This window comes from Serratia marcescens (genome assembly GCF_001902635.1).
Taxonomy (GTDB): Bacteria; Pseudomonadota; Gammaproteobacteria; order Enterobacterales; family Enterobacteriaceae; genus Serratia; species Serratia marcescens_F.
The window spans coordinates 1-14857 of sequence record NZ_MJAO01000028.1; the positions used below are offsets into that span (position 1 = coordinate 1).

Below are 14857 nucleotides of genomic sequence, written 5' to 3' on the forward strand. Positions count from 1 at the left end.
ATTACGGTAGCCTGCGACCCCGTTCATAACCTCTAACATATGTTCTGCATAAGGTTGCCAGTCGGTGGCCATGTGGAAAACGCCGCCGGTCTTCAGCTTGCGCAGCACCAGTTCGACAAACGGCGTTTGCACGATGCGGCGCTTGTTGTGGCGCGCCTTGTGCCACGGATCGGGGAAGAACAGCTGCACCATATCCAGCGAGCCGTCCGGGATCATGTTTTCCAGCACCTCAACCGCATCGTGGCACATCACGCGCAGGTTGCTCAGCTTCGCCTCGTGGGCGTCGGCCAGGCAGGCGCCCACGCCCGGCGAGTGCACCTCAATCCCTAAAAAGTTCTGCTGCGGGTTGTTGCCCGCCATGGTCACCAGCGAGGCGCCCATGCCAAAACCGATCTCCAGTACCGTCGGCGCTTCACGCCCGAACAGCGCGGCGAGATCGACAGCTTCAGCCTGATACTCCACGCCCATCACCGGCCAATAGTTCTCCAGCGCGTGCTGCTGGCCTTTGGTCAGCCGCCCCTGGCGGCGGACAAAACTGCGGATACGGCGCATCGCGCGGCCGTTCTCATCAAATTCCGGGGAGATGACGTCATTAATCATAGTGCTTTCTGTCTGTTTGGCTGCCAATTAGGGAAACGCGCATTATGCAAAGATACATTGGTTTAGCAAGTGTTCATCTTCTGTACCCGCCGTGCGACGTCGGAAAGTTCCGGTTTACAGCACCATGACTCTATGCTGCAATCTCGCTTCATTTTCTGCCGGATAACGACTCTGCTCATGATGCAAGCACAACAATTCGCACAGGTGGTGCTTGACTGGTACCAGCGCTACGGCCGCAAAACCCTGCCGTGGCAGCTGGAGAAAACCGCCTATCAAGTATGGCTCTCCGAGGTGATGTTGCAACAGACCCAGGTTGCCACCGTCATCCCTTACTTTCAGCGCTTTATGGCCCGTTTTCCCAACGTGCGCGCGCTGGCGGAGGCCCCGCTGGACGAAGTGCTGCATCTGTGGACCGGCCTGGGCTATTACGCCCGCGCCCGTAACCTGCACAAGGCGGCGCAGACCATTGTCGCACAGCACGGCGGCGAGTTCCCGACAACCTTCGCAGAAATCGCCGATTTACCGGGCGTCGGCCGCTCAACCGCCGGCGCGGTGCTGTCGTTGGCGCTGGGCCAACACTACCCGATCCTCGACGGCAACGTGAAGCGCGTGCTGGCCCGCTGCTACGCGGTGGAGGGCTGGCCGGGCAAGAAAGAGGTCGAAAACCGGCTGTGGAAAATCAGCGAAGAGGTCACCCCGGCGCAGGGCGTCGGCCAGTTCAACCAGGCGATGATGGATCTGGGCGCCATGGTCTGCACCCGCTCCAAGCCCAAGTGTGAACTCTGCCCGCTCAACGTCGGCTGCCTGTCTTACGCTAATCACAGCTGGGCCAATTATCCCGGCAAGAAACCCAAGCAGACCCTGCCGGAAAAAACCGCCTACTTCTTATTGCTGCAGCACGGCGACCGCGTGTGGCTGGAACAGCGCCCGGCGGTAGGCCTGTGGGGCGGCCTGTTCTGCTTCCCGCAGTTCAGCGCGCGTGTGGATTTGGAACTCTGGCTGCAGCAGCGCGGTCTGAAAGGCAAGCGCCTGGAGCAGTTGACCGCGTTTCGCCACACGTTCAGTCATTTCCACCTCGATATCGTGCCGATGTGGCTGTCGCTCGACGCGGCGGGTGGTGGCATGGATGAGGGCGCAGGTCTCTGGTATAACTTAGCGCAGCCGCCGTCGGTCGGGCTGGCAGCGCCGGTGGATCGCCTGTTGCAACAGCTGGCGAAACAGCCCCCGATCCAACAAAACTTATATGGCGATAGCGCCATCGATGAGGAATTAGCATGAGCCGCACCATTTTTTGTACTTTCCTGCAGCGCGACGCCGAAGGGCAGGATTTCCAGCTCTATCCCGGTGAAGTCGGCAAGCGCATCTACAACGAGATCTCCAAGGAAGCCTGGGGCGAGTGGATGAAGAAGCAAACCATGCTGATCAACGAGAAGAAGCTGAACATGATGAACGTGGATGACCGCAAACTGCTGGAAGAGGAGATGATCAAGTTCCTGTTCGAAGGGCACGACGTACACATCGAAGGCTATACGCCACCGAGCGAATAACGCTGTTGGGGCCAGGCGCTGGCCCACTTTAATACTCTTATAATTCTTCCTGACGGCTTTAAGATGAAGAAAATTTTAGCTTTGCTCGTAATAGCGCCTTTGCTGATCTCCTGTTCCGGCAAAAAAAGTGAAGAAATCAGCGAAGCCTGGATCAAAGATACCAACGGCTTCGACATTCTGATGGGCCAATTCGCCCACAACATCGAAAACATCTGGGGTCTGAACGAAGTTCTGATCGCCGGGCCGAAAGACTACGTCAAATACACCGACCAATACCAAACCCGCAGCCACATCAACTTCGACACCGGTTCCATTACCGTCGAAACCATCGCCACCACCGATCCGGCCGCGCACCTGCGCCAGGCGATCATCAGCACGCTGCTGATGGGTGACGATCCGGGTTCCATCGATCTCTATTCCGACGCCAACGATATCCAGATCAGTAAAGAGCCGTTCCTGTACGGCCAGGTGCTGGACAACAAAGGCGCGCCGATCCGCTGGGAATGGCGCGCGGCGCACTTCGCCGATTACCTGCTGCAGACCAAGCTGCAAAAACGCACCTCCGGCCTGCACGTGATCTACTCGGTCACCATCCAGCTGGTGCCGAACCACCTGGACAAGCGTGCGCATAAATACCTGCCGATGGTGCGCAAAGCGTCGGAAAAATACGGCGTGGACGAGTCGCTGATCCTGGCGATCATGCAGACCGAATCGAGCTTCAACCCGTATGCGGTGAGCGGTTCGGACGCGCTGGGCCTGATGCAGGTGGTGCAACACACCGCCGGTAAAGACGTGTTCCAGATGCGCGGCAAATGGGGCACCCCGAGCCGCAGCTACCTGTTCGATCCGGAGAACAATATCGACACCGGCACCGCCTATCTGGCGATCCTGCAGAACAACTACCTGGGCGGCATTCAGAACCCGACCTCGCGCCGCTATGCGGTGATCACCGCCTACAACGGCGGCGCAGGCAGCGTGCTGCGGGTGTTCTCCAGCGACAGAACGCGTGCGGTGGGCATCATCAACGGCATGCAGCCGGGCGACGTGTATCAGACGCTGACCACCAAGCACCCAGCCGCCGAGTCGCGCCGCTATCTGGTGAAAGTGAACACCGCGCAGAAGAGCTACCGCAGAAAGTAGCGCGTTCCGCGTGGATAAATGAGAAGGGCCGGTGCGAACCGGCCCTTTTTCTATGGCTTGATCATATAGCCGAAGATGCGCTTCCAGCCGTGATCTTTTTTCTCGATGTAGACCCCTTGCAGCTCCGGCGAGAAGCCCGGCAGGCGGTTGATGCCCTCTTCCAGCGCCAGGAAGTAGCGCTGCACCGCACCGCCCCACACTTCGCCCGGCACCACGCACAGCACGCCCGGCGGGTACGGCAAGGCCCCTTCCGCCGCGATGCGCCCTTCCGCCTGGCCGATCGGCACCAGCTCGACGTTATCGCGAATAAACTCCACGTTGGCGTCCTGCGGGTTCATCACCACCGGCGGGAAATGATCCTGGCGGAACATCTCCTTTTGCAGCTGTTTGACGTCGAAGCTGACGTACAGATCGTGCATCTCCTGGCACAGCCGGCGAATGCTGTAGCCGCGGTAGCGCTGCTCGTTCTTGCGGTACACCGTCGGCAGCACCACGCTCAGCGGCGCGTCCTCTTCAACATAGCGCTCGAACTGCGCCAGCATCTCCACCAGTTGCTCCATCTTGGCCGGGTTTTCCGCCGGGGTCAGCAGGAACAGGATCGAGTTGAGATCGCACTTCTCCGGCACGATGCCGTTCTCGCGCAGGAAGTTGGCCAGAATGGTGGCCGGCACGCCGAACTCGGTGTATTGGCCGGTCGCGGCGTCGATGCCCGGCGTGGTCAGCAGCAGCTTGCACGGGTCCACCAAATACTGCTCCTGGGCATAGCCTTCGAAGCCGTGCCACGTTTCCCCCGGCACGAAGGTGAAGAAGCGCGCGTCGTTGGCGATAAGATCAGTATCGTGATCCTGCCAGTCTTTGCCCGCCACCTGCTGCGGAATAAACGGCTTCAGCTGCGTACAGCGCTTGAGCAGCTGTTTACGGGTCTCGATGCCCAGCTTGACGCAGTCCATCCACATGCGGCGCCCAGCGGGGCCGGCGTGCATCTTGGCGTTGACGTCCAGCGCGGCGAACAGCGGATAGAACGGGCTGGTCGACGCATGCAGCATGAACGCGTTGTTCAGGTGCTTGTGGTTGCAGTGGCGCTTTTGCCCTTTGATATGGTCGTCTTTCTTGTGGATCTGCGAGGTCTGCGAGAACCCCGCCTGCTGTTTATGTACCGACTGGGTGACGAAAATGCCCGGATCGTGCTCGTCCAGCTCCAACAGCAGCGGCGAACACTCTTTCAGCATCGGAATAAAACCTTCGTAGCCCACCCAGGCGGAGTCGAACAGGATGTAGTCGCACAGATGGCCGATGGTGTCGATCACCTGGCGAGCGTTGTAAATCGTGCCGTCGTAGGTGCCGAGCTGAATAATCGCCAGCCGGAACGGCCGCGCCGCCGCAGCTTTCTCCGGTGCCACTTCGCGGATCTGCTCACGCAGGTAGCGTTCGTCGAAGCAGTGCGCATCGATGCCGCCGATAAAGCCGAACGGGTTGCGGGCGGTTTCCAGATAGACCGGCGTGGCGCCGGCCTGGATCAGCGCCCCGTGGTGGTTGGATTTGTGGTTGTTGCGATCGAACAGCACCAGATCGCCGCGGGTCAGCAGCGCGTTGGTCACCACCTTGTTGGCCGCCGAGGTGCCGTTGAGTACAAAGTAGGTTTTATCGGCGTTGAACACCCGCGCCGCGTGCTTTTGCGCATCCTTGGCCGACCCTTCGTGGATCAGCAGATCGCCCAGCTTGACGTCAGCGTTGCACATATCGGAACGGAACAGGGTCTCACCGTAGAAATCGAAGAACTGCCGGCCGGCCGGGTGTTTGCGGAAGAACTCGCCGCCCTGATGCCCCGGGCAGGCGAAGGTCGAATTTTCCATCTCGACGTAGGTCTTCAGCGTTTTGAAGAACGGCGGCAGCAGCGCCTGCTCATAGGCGTCGGCGGCGGCCTCCAGCTGCGCCATGTAGAACGGCTTGCTGGCACCGGCCAGCAGCGCGAAAACCCCACTGACGAACGGCAGATAGTCCGGCGAGAGATGCTCGTCCCCTTCCACCGCCACGAAGGTCGGAATGTCGAACCCCGTCGCCTGCAAGCGCGCCAGAATACCGGCGTTCACGTCGGCGACCGACACCACCACCGCCGCCACATCGGTGTAGTCCGTCTGCTCTACGCGCACGATTTGGCGCAGCGTCTCAATGGTGGCGACCAGGCTGGCGCTGGTCGCGATTTTCAATTCTTTCATCATGCTGACTCTCAAACGGTGAAGGATGAGGGTGTGCCACCGGCACGGTAATGAGATAACGCGGTTATCCCGGTAAAAGCGATACCCGGGCACGGCAGCATAAGCGGCGTGCGTGACCGGCTCATGATCGGCGATCATCAGGCGGCTATCGGGGGAACTGGTCTTGGCAGCGTCCGACAGGCATCAGTAAAATCAGGGCCGCAGCGCTGGCTTTACGCATGCCTAACAGCGAGCATCAGGCGGCCTTACCGCATGGCCGGCAGGCGTATTCGGGCGGATGACGTGCGAAGGAAACAACGGCGGAACGGTGGCGGCGTCAGATGTCTGGTGCGCAACAGCGCTTGAGCAACAAAACCAGTCATGCCAATAACCCTCTGGCTTATAAGAAGCGGGAACACCGTCAGGGAACGGAGAGTGCTAAAATTTGCGCAATGATTGCATGATTCGTTACGGGGTTCAAGCAAGAATCGCCTTGGTTGAACGCGCATCGATTTAACCATAACGCATTGTTATTTAATTAAAAAACCATAGAAACCCATCTATAAAATGGTATAAATACACGTTTTATATGCATATTTATTGAGTGGCGTTCCCCTCCCATTCCCCACTCCGCCGGGCTTGCTGCCTGAAAATAGAGCAACCGATCGGCTTTGTGACAGAAAGCGATTGACGCCACCCGGCCAATACGGTTTAATGCGCCCCGTTGCCCGGATAGCTCAGTCGGTAGAGCAGGGGATTGAAAATCCCCGTGTCCTTGGTTCGATTCCGAGTCCGGGCACCACTTTCACTTCTATGTACGTCTCCCAAACTCCACAAAACTCAAGTATAATCACCGCCATACATCACTTTCTGACATTTCGAACTCCACTGACCTCAACCCGGCTCTCTCTAAATCAAGTTGCATCTGGGGGCTTTTCAGGGGGCTCATTGTGTTCAATGAAAATTGAGGCCCCCATATGGCACTGACAGCCCGGCAGGTCGAGACCGCTAAGTCTAAAGAGAAGGACTATAAACTTTCCGACGAACGTGGCCTTTTTCTCCTGGTGACCACCACTGGGAAACGCTACTGGCGCATGAAATACCGTATCGCCGGTAAAGAGAAAAAGCTTTCTATCGGTGTTTACCCAGAGATATCCCTGGCTGATGCGCGTGTAAAACGCGATGGGGCCAGAAAGGTGATTGCTGATGGCGGCGACCCCAGCGAGAAAAAGCAGCTCGAAAAACTCGCCAAAAAGATATCCGTCGTAAATACCTTCAGAGCGCTCGCTATGGAGTGGCATAAGCATAAGAGCATCTCATGGTCGGAAAGCTACGCTGAGAGCGTTCTGGAAGCACTGGAGAAGGATATTTTCCCTCATGTGGGCAAACGCCCTGTCGCAGAGATCCTGCCTCTGGAGATGCTGGAGGTTTTACGCCTGATTGAAAAGCGTGGTTCGCTGGAGAAACTCCGTAAGGTCAGGCAGTACTGCAATCAGATCTTCCGTTATACCATCGCCACAGGACGTGCAACGATTAACCCGGCGGCGGAACTCACCGGTACGCTGAGCGCGCCAAAGACTGAGCACTTCCCTCACCTTCAGACTTCTGAATTACCGGCGTTCCTCGCCAGTCTGGCTGGTTACCATGGCAGTTGCATTACGCGTATGGCAACCAGTCTGCTGCTATTAACGGGAGTGCGTACGATTGAACTTCGTGCTGCAGAGTGGCAAGAGTTTGATCTGGAGAATGCGTTATGGACGATCCCCGAAAGCCGTATGAAGAAACGCCGTAAGCATCTGGTACCTTTGTCAGACCAGGTTCTGGCGATCCTGCAGGAGCTCCACACTTATACCGGTCAGTATCAACTGGTATTTCCAGGGCGCTGCAACATCAACAAACCGATGAGTGAAGCCAGTATTAACATGGTGATCAAACGAATCGGCTACGATGGTAAAGCTACCGGACACGGCTTTCGCCACACCATGAGTACCATTTTGCATGAACAGGGATTTAACACTGCGTGGATAGAAATGCAGTTAGCCCATGTGGATAAAAACAGTATTCGCGGTACATACAACCACGCCCAGTATCTGGAGAATCGCCGCGAAATGATGCAATGGTACGCTGACTACATTGATAGACTGGAAGGTAAAAATACCGCAGCATAAAAGCTCAGCCCATAAAGGGCTGAGCTTTAGCGTGTTATTTTTTTTAGTAATTAGCGCACACTCTTCCTTATGTAATCGCCACCGAATAATTTTTCCATTTTATCCTTAATACTTTTCAAACGTTTATCAATATAGGTACTATGAGCGGCTTTTAAACCAGACAATCTCATCAACGCCTGCGTAGTTAAGAATTGTTCTTTATTACTATCACAGACATATATTAGAAACTCCATATTGGATTCTTTTAAAAACGCGCTAACTTCCTCATTATATTTCACTATCAACTGTGCATATTCATCCTTCAGACCAAGTCGCTTAACTTGTTTTTTAAGTTTCGGTGTTTTTATATCAGCTAAATCATCAGGCCTGACCGTGGCGAATGAGTTGTAAAATTTCCTGAGATCTGTCACGTTATCTAAAAGACGTTTTAAATCCATTGATGGAGAGATGGTACTAACTTTTCCCAGTTTACTTTTAACCCAGCTCTCTTGGGTGAATGATTCTCCATTTTCATCTTCAACTGTTTTGAATTTTTGCACATCAATAAATACATCCCAGTTATTTGTTCTCTGAGCATCATAGAGAAAACTCAAAACCTCATTGGGGAAGGTATTATAAATTTCGCTTACTTTACCTTCAACCTCTTTGGCTGTTTTTTCAAGGTCCACAATATAACTCGCCGTTTCCAGTTTTTTTTCGAGTAATAATGACATTTTCTCAAACGCTTCTTTCCGGTCAAGTTCATCATTAACACGATTCTTTTCCCGGATGAAGTCATCATGGGCTGAAAAATAGTTTACCGCACAATCACAACCAATCAGTGCTTCAACGCCTTCCTGAGAAACACCCAGCCAACCATTATTGTGTTTCTGATAGCAAATACCTTTATTTGTACGTACCTGACAAATATGCCGTTCCTTAAAAGAATATTTACCAATGAGTTTATGAAAATTATCAGGGCTGATCTCATAATTTTGATCAAAAGCAGGACGTTTACAAATATCATCGTAGCTTAAAAAACGCTCAGAGCATGTGGTCATTAGTTCTCCTGTCCTGGATTAAACTCTGACACTGGGGTCGCATACAATACTGGTTAAATACACACCTAGATGGCGATAAAAACAACACTACGTCGGGTAACTCAATGAAGAGTACAGGAGATAGGCAGGGTAAGTGCTAAAAGTCGGGTGATAACCCGACAAATGCGGATACGGGCACCACGTTGGCTGCGGCAAGAATAGAAGCATAAACTGACGGCTGGTAATGAATCGTTTTGTTATCGGATTCGGTGACCGCCTGAGCGCTCACCTCCAATACGGCGGCAACTACACAAAATGACTGACAGGCTCACAACAGATGATTAGCCGCCGCCGAACGGCTCATAATCTTCATTTTCGTTCAGATGCTTATTCGGAAATGTTGTCGGAAACAACATTATGGGTATGAGTAAGCATTCCCCTGACGCTTTCCTCTTTAACATTCGCGAACCAAATAGCGTAAGACTCACTGACATTTTCATGCCCTGTTCTGCTCGTAGGCGAAAATGTGGAACAAAGAGCTACTGGCACTGCGGATTCCCTTCAACATTGGCATGATCATGATAACGAGTGACGACTTGGGCAGTTATGCTAAAAGAAGTGTCGAAGGAGAAACTCCTGACAGGTAAAATTTTTACACAGCGCATGGAGCGTAACAATCTGACACTCCGACCCCGTATCAAACGGCTGGCTCGCATAACGATTTGCTTCTCATGATCCATCAAGGTTTACGAAAAAATCATCAACTCCGTTATCTAAAAATATATGTTGTAATAATGGGAATCATTACTATAATCATCTACAACAATTAATTGACAATCAGGCCTTAATGGTCATATTGTTTCACTGTTCATTGATAATTATAACAATTTGCACCACAAACTTTATCATGCGATTACCGCACCTCGAGATAACATCACATCAGCTACAGCCGTTGAAGGATAAAAAAACCATCACACATATCTATAAAATTACACGCCCGAATAATTAAAAAAACCAAGCTAAATGACTCATGTTTTATTTAAAAAAACATCAATTTATAACGCAAGATATAACCACCAGTGCTCAATTAAGTAATTTTATGGAGGAAATCGGCACTGAAACAACACATGTTGGAGATCTATTAATCACAACCCATTCATGGGGTTCAACCAGCATGCAAGAAACATGCTCTGAATCAATAAGGTTATGGCAATACAATATATCAGAAATAGGAATATCCAATAATAGTTGAACTCGCCCATAATATTCATCGTTATCATTGAAAGAATTTAAAACATCCATTTCAATTGAAACGCTGTTAATTCCACTCATCTCAGCTGATTTTTTAAGGGAAATAATTTTGTCTGCGTACTCTCCTTGCAACTTTCTACCCAATAAAACGGAGTTACCCCCTATGCCATTAAGGTGATACTGAGTATGCTCATATATTTCCTGCACTTCCTGGAATATCTCATTAAGATCACAGTCATTTAAAGAGTTATATATTTCAAGTGATTCTCTCTCGTAGTGTCGAAAACGATCAAATATTCGCTCATGGGAGAGTACAGTTGGGCTAAACACTCGTCTTAAAAATAAAGTAAGTAAAACATAACCAATATGCTTCCTACCATTAAACCCACTAAAATGGCATCTTACCTCTCCCTTTAAGCGTCCCGTACCAATACAACGAGCTAATAATTTATTCGTCACATTATATTTTTTATTGGTATATAAACTCCCACACACAATAACCTCCACAATAACATTATAGACAGTCACTATTGAAAATACTTTCACAAATAGAGGTGCTTATCCTGAGCGAGAAGCTTAACGGCAATACACGCGACATAGCGCCAGTCCGTTGTCCCCTCTTAAAAAATCGATAATTTAATAAAAATAGATCATAAGATAACCTTAATGAGTACATCTCCAATATTAAGCAAGGATGATATTTGAAAAAACAACATCATGCCAACCCCATATAAAAAAGGATACAAGTCAATATCATTACCATTTTATTAATGATAAACTTAGTATTCAAATATTATTGAACTCATATCCTGAATTATATCTAGGGTACCATGGAAGCATTGGGCACATCATAAATGTGTGCTGCAAAGTGCGATTGCAAGCGATGGTCCAGCAAAGCCTGAAATATATCCGCACAGCACTCATCACTGGCAATGATTTTACCTTGAGCGTCAAATTGCAGATTTAATCTAAATCGTAGCGCATTAGCTCTCAAGCTATCCATGAATTCTGGCACCTTGTAATACCCCTTTTCTTTAATAGCAGATGCTCTTCTCAGTTGCATCGCATTATTACCAACGTATCGTTTCAACGGCTCTGCATCGGTAAGCAACTGACTGAATTCCGGTTCATCCATTAATACGTTAAAATTATCAATATGCGCTGTCTTGTAACTCAAAACTGATTCAAATACTTTTTTATTCTTAATGTAAACATTATCCTCAAGAATGAAAAAGTCAAAATCCTTTGCAATGTTAAATCGTGGGGACCTATCAATTTTCAACTTATTATTTTTGAAAACAACTGACTTCAACCCAGCCTGCTTTTTGGTCGCCCAGGATGAATCCGTTTTCTTCACACAGTGTAATACTGTATCACCGGAGACTAATTTTACAGAATAGAAATCACAATTAGATAACTCTTTGATCTCTTTTACCTTTTTCGCTGGTATTTGATTTGCAGATATTGTTGTAACATCTACAGCCGAAGTTTCTCCGGTTCCAATAAGCATAAGACTGCCTTCGTTGTTCTGCGCCAGCAACGAATAATCTATGATTTCTGTATAGTTACCTCTTTCTGTTTGAATAAATCCTAATAATTCTGTTTTAAGCTCAGGATCTACTGGGATCCATTTCCCTGTAAACGACGCCTGCCCTTTCAGGGATTTTTTCCTGAATACCCATACCGATAACTCGGCCGTTTGAAGATCAAAACCCTGTAAATTCTCAAGCATCATCATTCTCTCCACAAATGACTATAACAGATTGTATTGTTTCGTACTCATAATCTGAATTTGGATTAACATCTGTGTTAGCTAATACAACTCCAGAAAAGATATCATTGCTCCCAGGAAAACGATAAGATATTTCATACATCTTCCAGTTAAAAACAATAAGCATGGGGTTTAATATTATTTGACCTGACTTATATGAGAGCCAGAAGAGCCACAACAGGAATACAACAAACCCTAAAAATTTATTTGTCTCCATATAACTTATACTCATAAATGAAACAATATAAGGAAGCACATAATTCATTAAATCTGATGGGGTATATTTTGATTCAATTACTTTTATTTTTTGCCCATCCGGTTTAGCAAGATTCAAAGCAAACCATGAAAAAACAAAGCAGGCTAAACAAACAAGAAACAAACTCACTGACAGGAATGGTTTTTGGAGCGGAAGATGACATGTTCCTGAGGTCAAAAAATTAAAACAGATATTCCCCTTGAGTTTTTTATTGTCCAGATCCTGCATTAGCAGAATCATACTTAATGGCAAATATGATCCTAAGAAGATTGCAAGAGCAAAGAATAGTCTTGGTGTCACACTCCCCCCTTGTTTTTTCTTATGTTCTTAATCAAACGACCTCGCGCTTTTTCCACTGCTTTTTTGGTCCTGTCCGGAAACAGTACTACCTGCTGCTCAGCCACACTTAGATGCATATTCTTTTCCAGAAGAGTCCATTCTTCATCGCTCCAGGGACGGAAACCAGCTTCACTACAGCGGGACTTCTTCAGCCCCAGCCTTCTCGCCATTATTTTAACTGACATTGCATTTCTTTCTGGCAGATGAGCAGTTACCGACATTCCCATCCGGGGATAGTCCGCTTTAAGTATATCGAGTTCCTCCTCACGCCAGAAACGTCCACTTTTTACCCCCAGCGCCTCCGCCATAGAAAAGATCGCACTAATACTTCTCCCTGGAAGTAATTGTGTCAGAGACCTGGCCTCCATGCCCCGGGCATAGTGGTCACGGATAATATCCATTTCATTTTCACTCCACGGCGCATTTTTCTTTTTTCGACACCCGAGCTTATCAGCCATCAACCCTACTGCACCTGGAGTCCGCCCCAGCCCGTCAGCAATTTCAACAACTGACATGGAAGAATAATTATTTTCCAGAAAGGTTAAATCCCTGATTGTCCATCGAACACGATTATTACGATAACGAACTGAATTAACCATAATTTTTAGCACCATTTCTATTCTGATGCATTCTCTTGTATTACAGCATAGCGCGCTGTCAATTGTTTCAGATGCATCTCCAGTTGAGCCCGGGCAGCAGGTAAAGGTTCTCTCTCAGGATTTTGTAACAATACCCGCATTTGCTCTTCAGCCGGTACCGATTTGTTAAAAGACTGCATGGTGGAAAATACCACAGATTTCAGCTCGCTGACCGTCATGTATTTACCCTTCTGTTCATCCAGCCCGTTCAGCCTGTCACTCAGTTGCTTCAGCTTCATCATCCCCTGATGCCAACCATTCAGCTGTTCTGTTGGTAATGCAGCAGCATTAAGTTGTTGTTGCCACTTTTGTGCCAGAGGTTTAGCCTGTTTCGGCCACAGCTCTTGAGCCTGTTCTGTGAGTTTTCGGCTGTAAGCAAAATTCCAGTCAGGCGGCAACTTATCCAGTCGGGCAAGCTGCTGCTGTGTCTGTGCGATAAGGTCCTGAGGTAACGGAGTTTGCTGACGTAATATCCCCAGCTGTTCGGACGTGAGAGGTGCAGGGAACGGAGCCAGTGAAGCTGCAAGCTGAGTCTGCAGAGGATCTGGACGGTGAAGAAAATGCCAGCTCCACACTGAGACTATGCTTATCACCAGCATGGTAAACATCCCGGCGACGAAGGACTTCCACTTTTTAACCGGAGCAGGCATTGTAGACAGTACTTCTACATTCGGCTGCGGTTCCGGTTGCGCAACGAAAACCCACTTCACTGCACTCTCTGGCGTATCTTCATCCGGTCCACCAGCAAAGTCTCTCGTGGATGCTGTCGCAGCATTCATCATGGTGGCAGGCAATACGATACCCGACTGAATGTTCGGCCCGGTGCTGGTTGTGTTATCACTATTTTCCAGCCGGACAGCACTGTTGTGCATCAGGGTACGCAACGTATCGAGCTGACTGAGATGTTTTAGCTCCAGGCGCTGCAGCACCTCTCCCAGACCGGTAAGCAGCTGCTCCGCACGGTACAACTGGCTAAGGTCACTGTAATTCAGCGAGAGCGAACGCATCCGTTGCTGCAGGCGCTGACTAAGACTGCTGAGGATTTCCATGCGGGCATGGACTGGCTGAGGCCACAGTGCCCCCCACTGATGACTTATCAGTGCCTCGAGTATCGTCAGCCCTTCATTGAGCCCGAATAAACCGGCCAGCTGCGTACGGGCCAGCGTATACCAGGCTGCCGTTTGCAGTTCCACGCCGTTCTGCTCAAACAGTGAGAGACAGAGTTTTTCGACATACTGCCAGTTAACATCCGGACGCGCCGGATGGGTCAGCTTGTTCAGTTCGTCGCGCAGGGCAGCATAGTCCGGCAGCGCCCTGGGGTCACCACCGGTTTTGATTTTTCGTGGGTTAATGTCATTCATGACCAGTCGTCCATTTGGCGTATCAGGAGCTATTGGAGATTATCGTTTAGCAGCTTCGTTTTCTGCATCTTCAGGGAGACAGGTACTGCAATACCCGCAGCTATGGCAGAAGCGCTAAAATCAGACCAAAAAATGTACTTTCATCAAAACACTGCCCAGGGCGGGATAATGTACCAGGAGGAGTAAAGGTCCAGTTGTTCGCGGTACCTGACCGCATGAATAAACGCCCCAGTGAAGTCACATTCTCTACATTATGAAAAGTCGCCTCCACACACCCGGTCACGCCCTGGCCGTACAAAAATACCGGCATAAATTTTACGGCCCGGTCGTCGATACGCAGGACGATACCGGCAATCTCAAAAGCCCCGCTCTCCACCAGCAGATCCGTAACGGATACCGCGAACTCCTCCACATTCAGTCCGGTATCCACCAGCCACGCGTCCATCTGCTCCTGAAGCTGCGTTATTCGCAGGCGAAATTCGGCGATATCGGCCTGAGTCTTGCTGGCAAACGAGACCGGGGCAGACTGTCTGGTCTGCAGTTTTTTGAGGAACTGTGATTTTACTGACATG

The 14857-nt window shown here is 50.1% G+C and carries 13 protein-coding genes, 1 tRNA gene and 1 pseudogene; 6 read left to right on the forward strand and 9 right to left on the reverse strand.

Features of this window, described 5'->3' with window-relative positions:
* Positions 1-600, reverse strand: a 600-nt coding sequence (trmB, locus tag BHU62_RS21280) for a tRNA (guanosine(46)-N7)-methyltransferase TrmB (RefSeq protein ID WP_073534438.1), incomplete at its 3' end; no start/stop codon positions are given.
* A 177-nt stretch (positions 601-777) separates the two neighbouring features.
* Between trmB and mutY the strand changes: the two genes are divergently transcribed.
* From mutY to mltC, 3 genes are all read left to right on the forward strand, one after another.
* On the forward strand, positions 778-1878 hold the full coding sequence (mutY, locus tag BHU62_RS21285; protein WP_236720696.1) for an A/G-specific adenine glycosylase: 1101 nt from the start codon (positions 778-780) through the stop codon (positions 1876-1878).
* On the forward strand, positions 1875-2147 hold the full coding sequence (locus BHU62_RS21290; protein ID WP_073534440.1) for an oxidative damage protection protein: 273 nt from the start codon (positions 1875-1877) through the stop codon (positions 2145-2147). Before mutY ends, BHU62_RS21290 begins: the two co-directional genes overlap by 4 nt.
* A gap of 63 nt (positions 2148-2210) precedes the next feature.
* Entirely contained in the window at positions 2211-3287 is a 1077-nt protein-coding gene (gene mltC / locus BHU62_RS21295) for a membrane-bound lytic murein transglycosylase MltC (RefSeq protein ID WP_073534441.1), read from the forward strand.
* 50 nt (positions 3288-3337) lie between these two features.
* Here mltC and speF read toward each other — a convergent pair whose 3' ends face one another.
* Positions 3338-5503: an ornithine decarboxylase SpeF gene (gene speF / locus BHU62_RS21300; RefSeq protein WP_073534480.1), complete on the reverse strand. Its 2166-nt coding sequence runs from the start codon at positions 5501-5503 to the stop codon at positions 3338-3340.
* A gap of 705 nt (positions 5504-6208) precedes the next feature.
* Here speF and BHU62_RS21305 point away from each other — a divergent pair.
* Both BHU62_RS21305 and BHU62_RS21310 read left to right on the forward strand, forming a co-directional pair.
* A tRNA-Phe gene (locus tag BHU62_RS21305) sits at positions 6209-6284 on the forward strand.
* Positions 6285-6459: 175 nt separating this feature from the next.
* Positions 6460-7650, forward strand: a complete 1191-nt coding sequence (locus BHU62_RS21310; RefSeq protein WP_073534442.1) for a tyrosine-type recombinase/integrase — start codon at positions 6460-6462, stop codon at positions 7648-7650.
* A 50-nt stretch (positions 7651-7700) separates the two neighbouring features.
* On the opposite strand, the gene BHU62_RS21315 is transcribed toward BHU62_RS21310, so the two are convergent.
* Complete coding sequence (locus BHU62_RS21315; RefSeq protein WP_073534443.1) at positions 7701-8690, reverse strand: hypothetical protein; 990 nt, start codon at positions 8688-8690, stop codon at positions 7701-7703.
* A 512-nt stretch (positions 8691-9202) separates the two neighbouring features.
* Between BHU62_RS21315 and BHU62_RS21320 the strand changes: the two are divergent.
* Positions 9203-9404: pseudogene (locus BHU62_RS21320) on the forward strand (IS1 family transposase); the annotation flags it as partial.
* A gap of 348 nt (positions 9405-9752) precedes the next feature.
* Here BHU62_RS21320 and BHU62_RS25085 read toward each other — a convergent pair.
* The 6 genes from BHU62_RS25085 to BHU62_RS21350 all read right to left on the reverse strand — a co-directional run bounded on the left by BHU62_RS25085 (position 9753) and on the right by BHU62_RS21350 (position 14856).
* Positions 9753-10466: a hypothetical protein gene (locus tag BHU62_RS25085; protein ID WP_236720697.1), complete on the reverse strand. Its 714-nt coding sequence runs from the start codon at positions 10464-10466 to the stop codon at positions 9753-9755.
* Between the two features lie 274 nt (positions 10467-10740).
* Positions 10741-11655, reverse strand: coding sequence for a Kiwa anti-phage protein KwaB-like domain-containing protein (locus BHU62_RS21330; protein WP_171971340.1), 915 nt, complete (start codon positions 11653-11655; stop codon positions 10741-10743).
* The gene (locus tag BHU62_RS25090; protein ID WP_139282311.1) at positions 11645-12247 is read right to left on the reverse strand and encodes a hypothetical protein; all 603 of its coding nucleotides are present in this window, start codon (positions 12245-12247) and stop codon (positions 11645-11647) included. Before BHU62_RS25090 ends, BHU62_RS21330 begins: the two co-directional genes overlap by 11 nt.
* Positions 12244-12900 (reverse strand): hypothetical protein, encoded by a 657-nt coding sequence (locus BHU62_RS21340; protein ID WP_139282312.1) that lies wholly within the window; start codon positions 12898-12900, stop codon positions 12244-12246. The genes BHU62_RS25090 and BHU62_RS21340 overlap by 4 nt, the downstream gene beginning before the upstream one ends.
* Positions 12901-12902: 2 nt before the next feature.
* Positions 12903-14285 carry a VasL domain-containing protein gene (locus tag BHU62_RS21345; protein ID WP_073534446.1) on the reverse strand — a complete coding sequence of 461 codons (1383 nt, stop codon included), beginning with the start codon at positions 14283-14285 and terminating at the stop codon, positions 12903-12905.
* 100 nt (positions 14286-14385) lie between these two features.
* On the reverse strand, positions 14386-14856 hold the full coding sequence (locus BHU62_RS21350) for a hypothetical protein (RefSeq protein WP_073534447.1): 471 nt from the start codon (positions 14854-14856) through the stop codon (positions 14386-14388).
* Position 14857: the final 1 nt, after the last annotated feature.

Excerpts from the sequence above, each read along its gene's own strand:
- mutY (WP_236720696.1), top strand. The coding sequence starts at position 778 with ATGATGCAAGCACAACAATTCGCACAGGTGGTGCTTGACTGGTACCAG.
- BHU62_RS21290 (WP_073534440.1), top strand. The coding sequence starts at position 1,875 with ATGAGCCGCACCATTTTTTGTACTTTCCTGCAGCGCGACGCCGAAGGG.
- mltC (WP_073534441.1), top strand. The coding sequence starts at position 2,211 with ATGAAGAAAATTTTAGCTTTGCTCGTAATAGCGCCTTTGCTGATCTCC.
- speF (WP_073534480.1), bottom strand. The coding sequence starts at position 5,503 with ATGAAAGAATTGAAAATCGCGACCAGCGCCAGCCTGGTCGCCACCATT.
- BHU62_RS21310 (WP_073534442.1), top strand. The coding sequence starts at position 6,460 with ATGGCACTGACAGCCCGGCAGGTCGAGACCGCTAAGTCTAAAGAGAAG.
- BHU62_RS21315 (WP_073534443.1), bottom strand. The coding sequence starts at position 8,690 with ATGACCACATGCTCTGAGCGTTTTTTAAGCTACGATGATATTTGTAAA.
- BHU62_RS21330 (WP_171971340.1), bottom strand. The coding sequence starts at position 11,655 with ATGATGCTTGAGAATTTACAGGGTTTTGATCTTCAAACGGCCGAGTTA.
- BHU62_RS21340 (WP_139282312.1), bottom strand. The coding sequence starts at position 12,900 with ATGGTGCTAAAAATTATGGTTAATTCAGTTCGTTATCGTAATAATCGT.
- BHU62_RS21345 (WP_073534446.1), bottom strand. The coding sequence starts at position 14,285 with ATGAATGACATTAACCCACGAAAAATCAAAACCGGTGGTGACCCCAGG.
- BHU62_RS21350 (WP_073534447.1), bottom strand. The coding sequence starts at position 14,856 with ATGTCAGTAAAATCACAGTTCCTCAAAAAACTGCAGACCAGACAGTCT.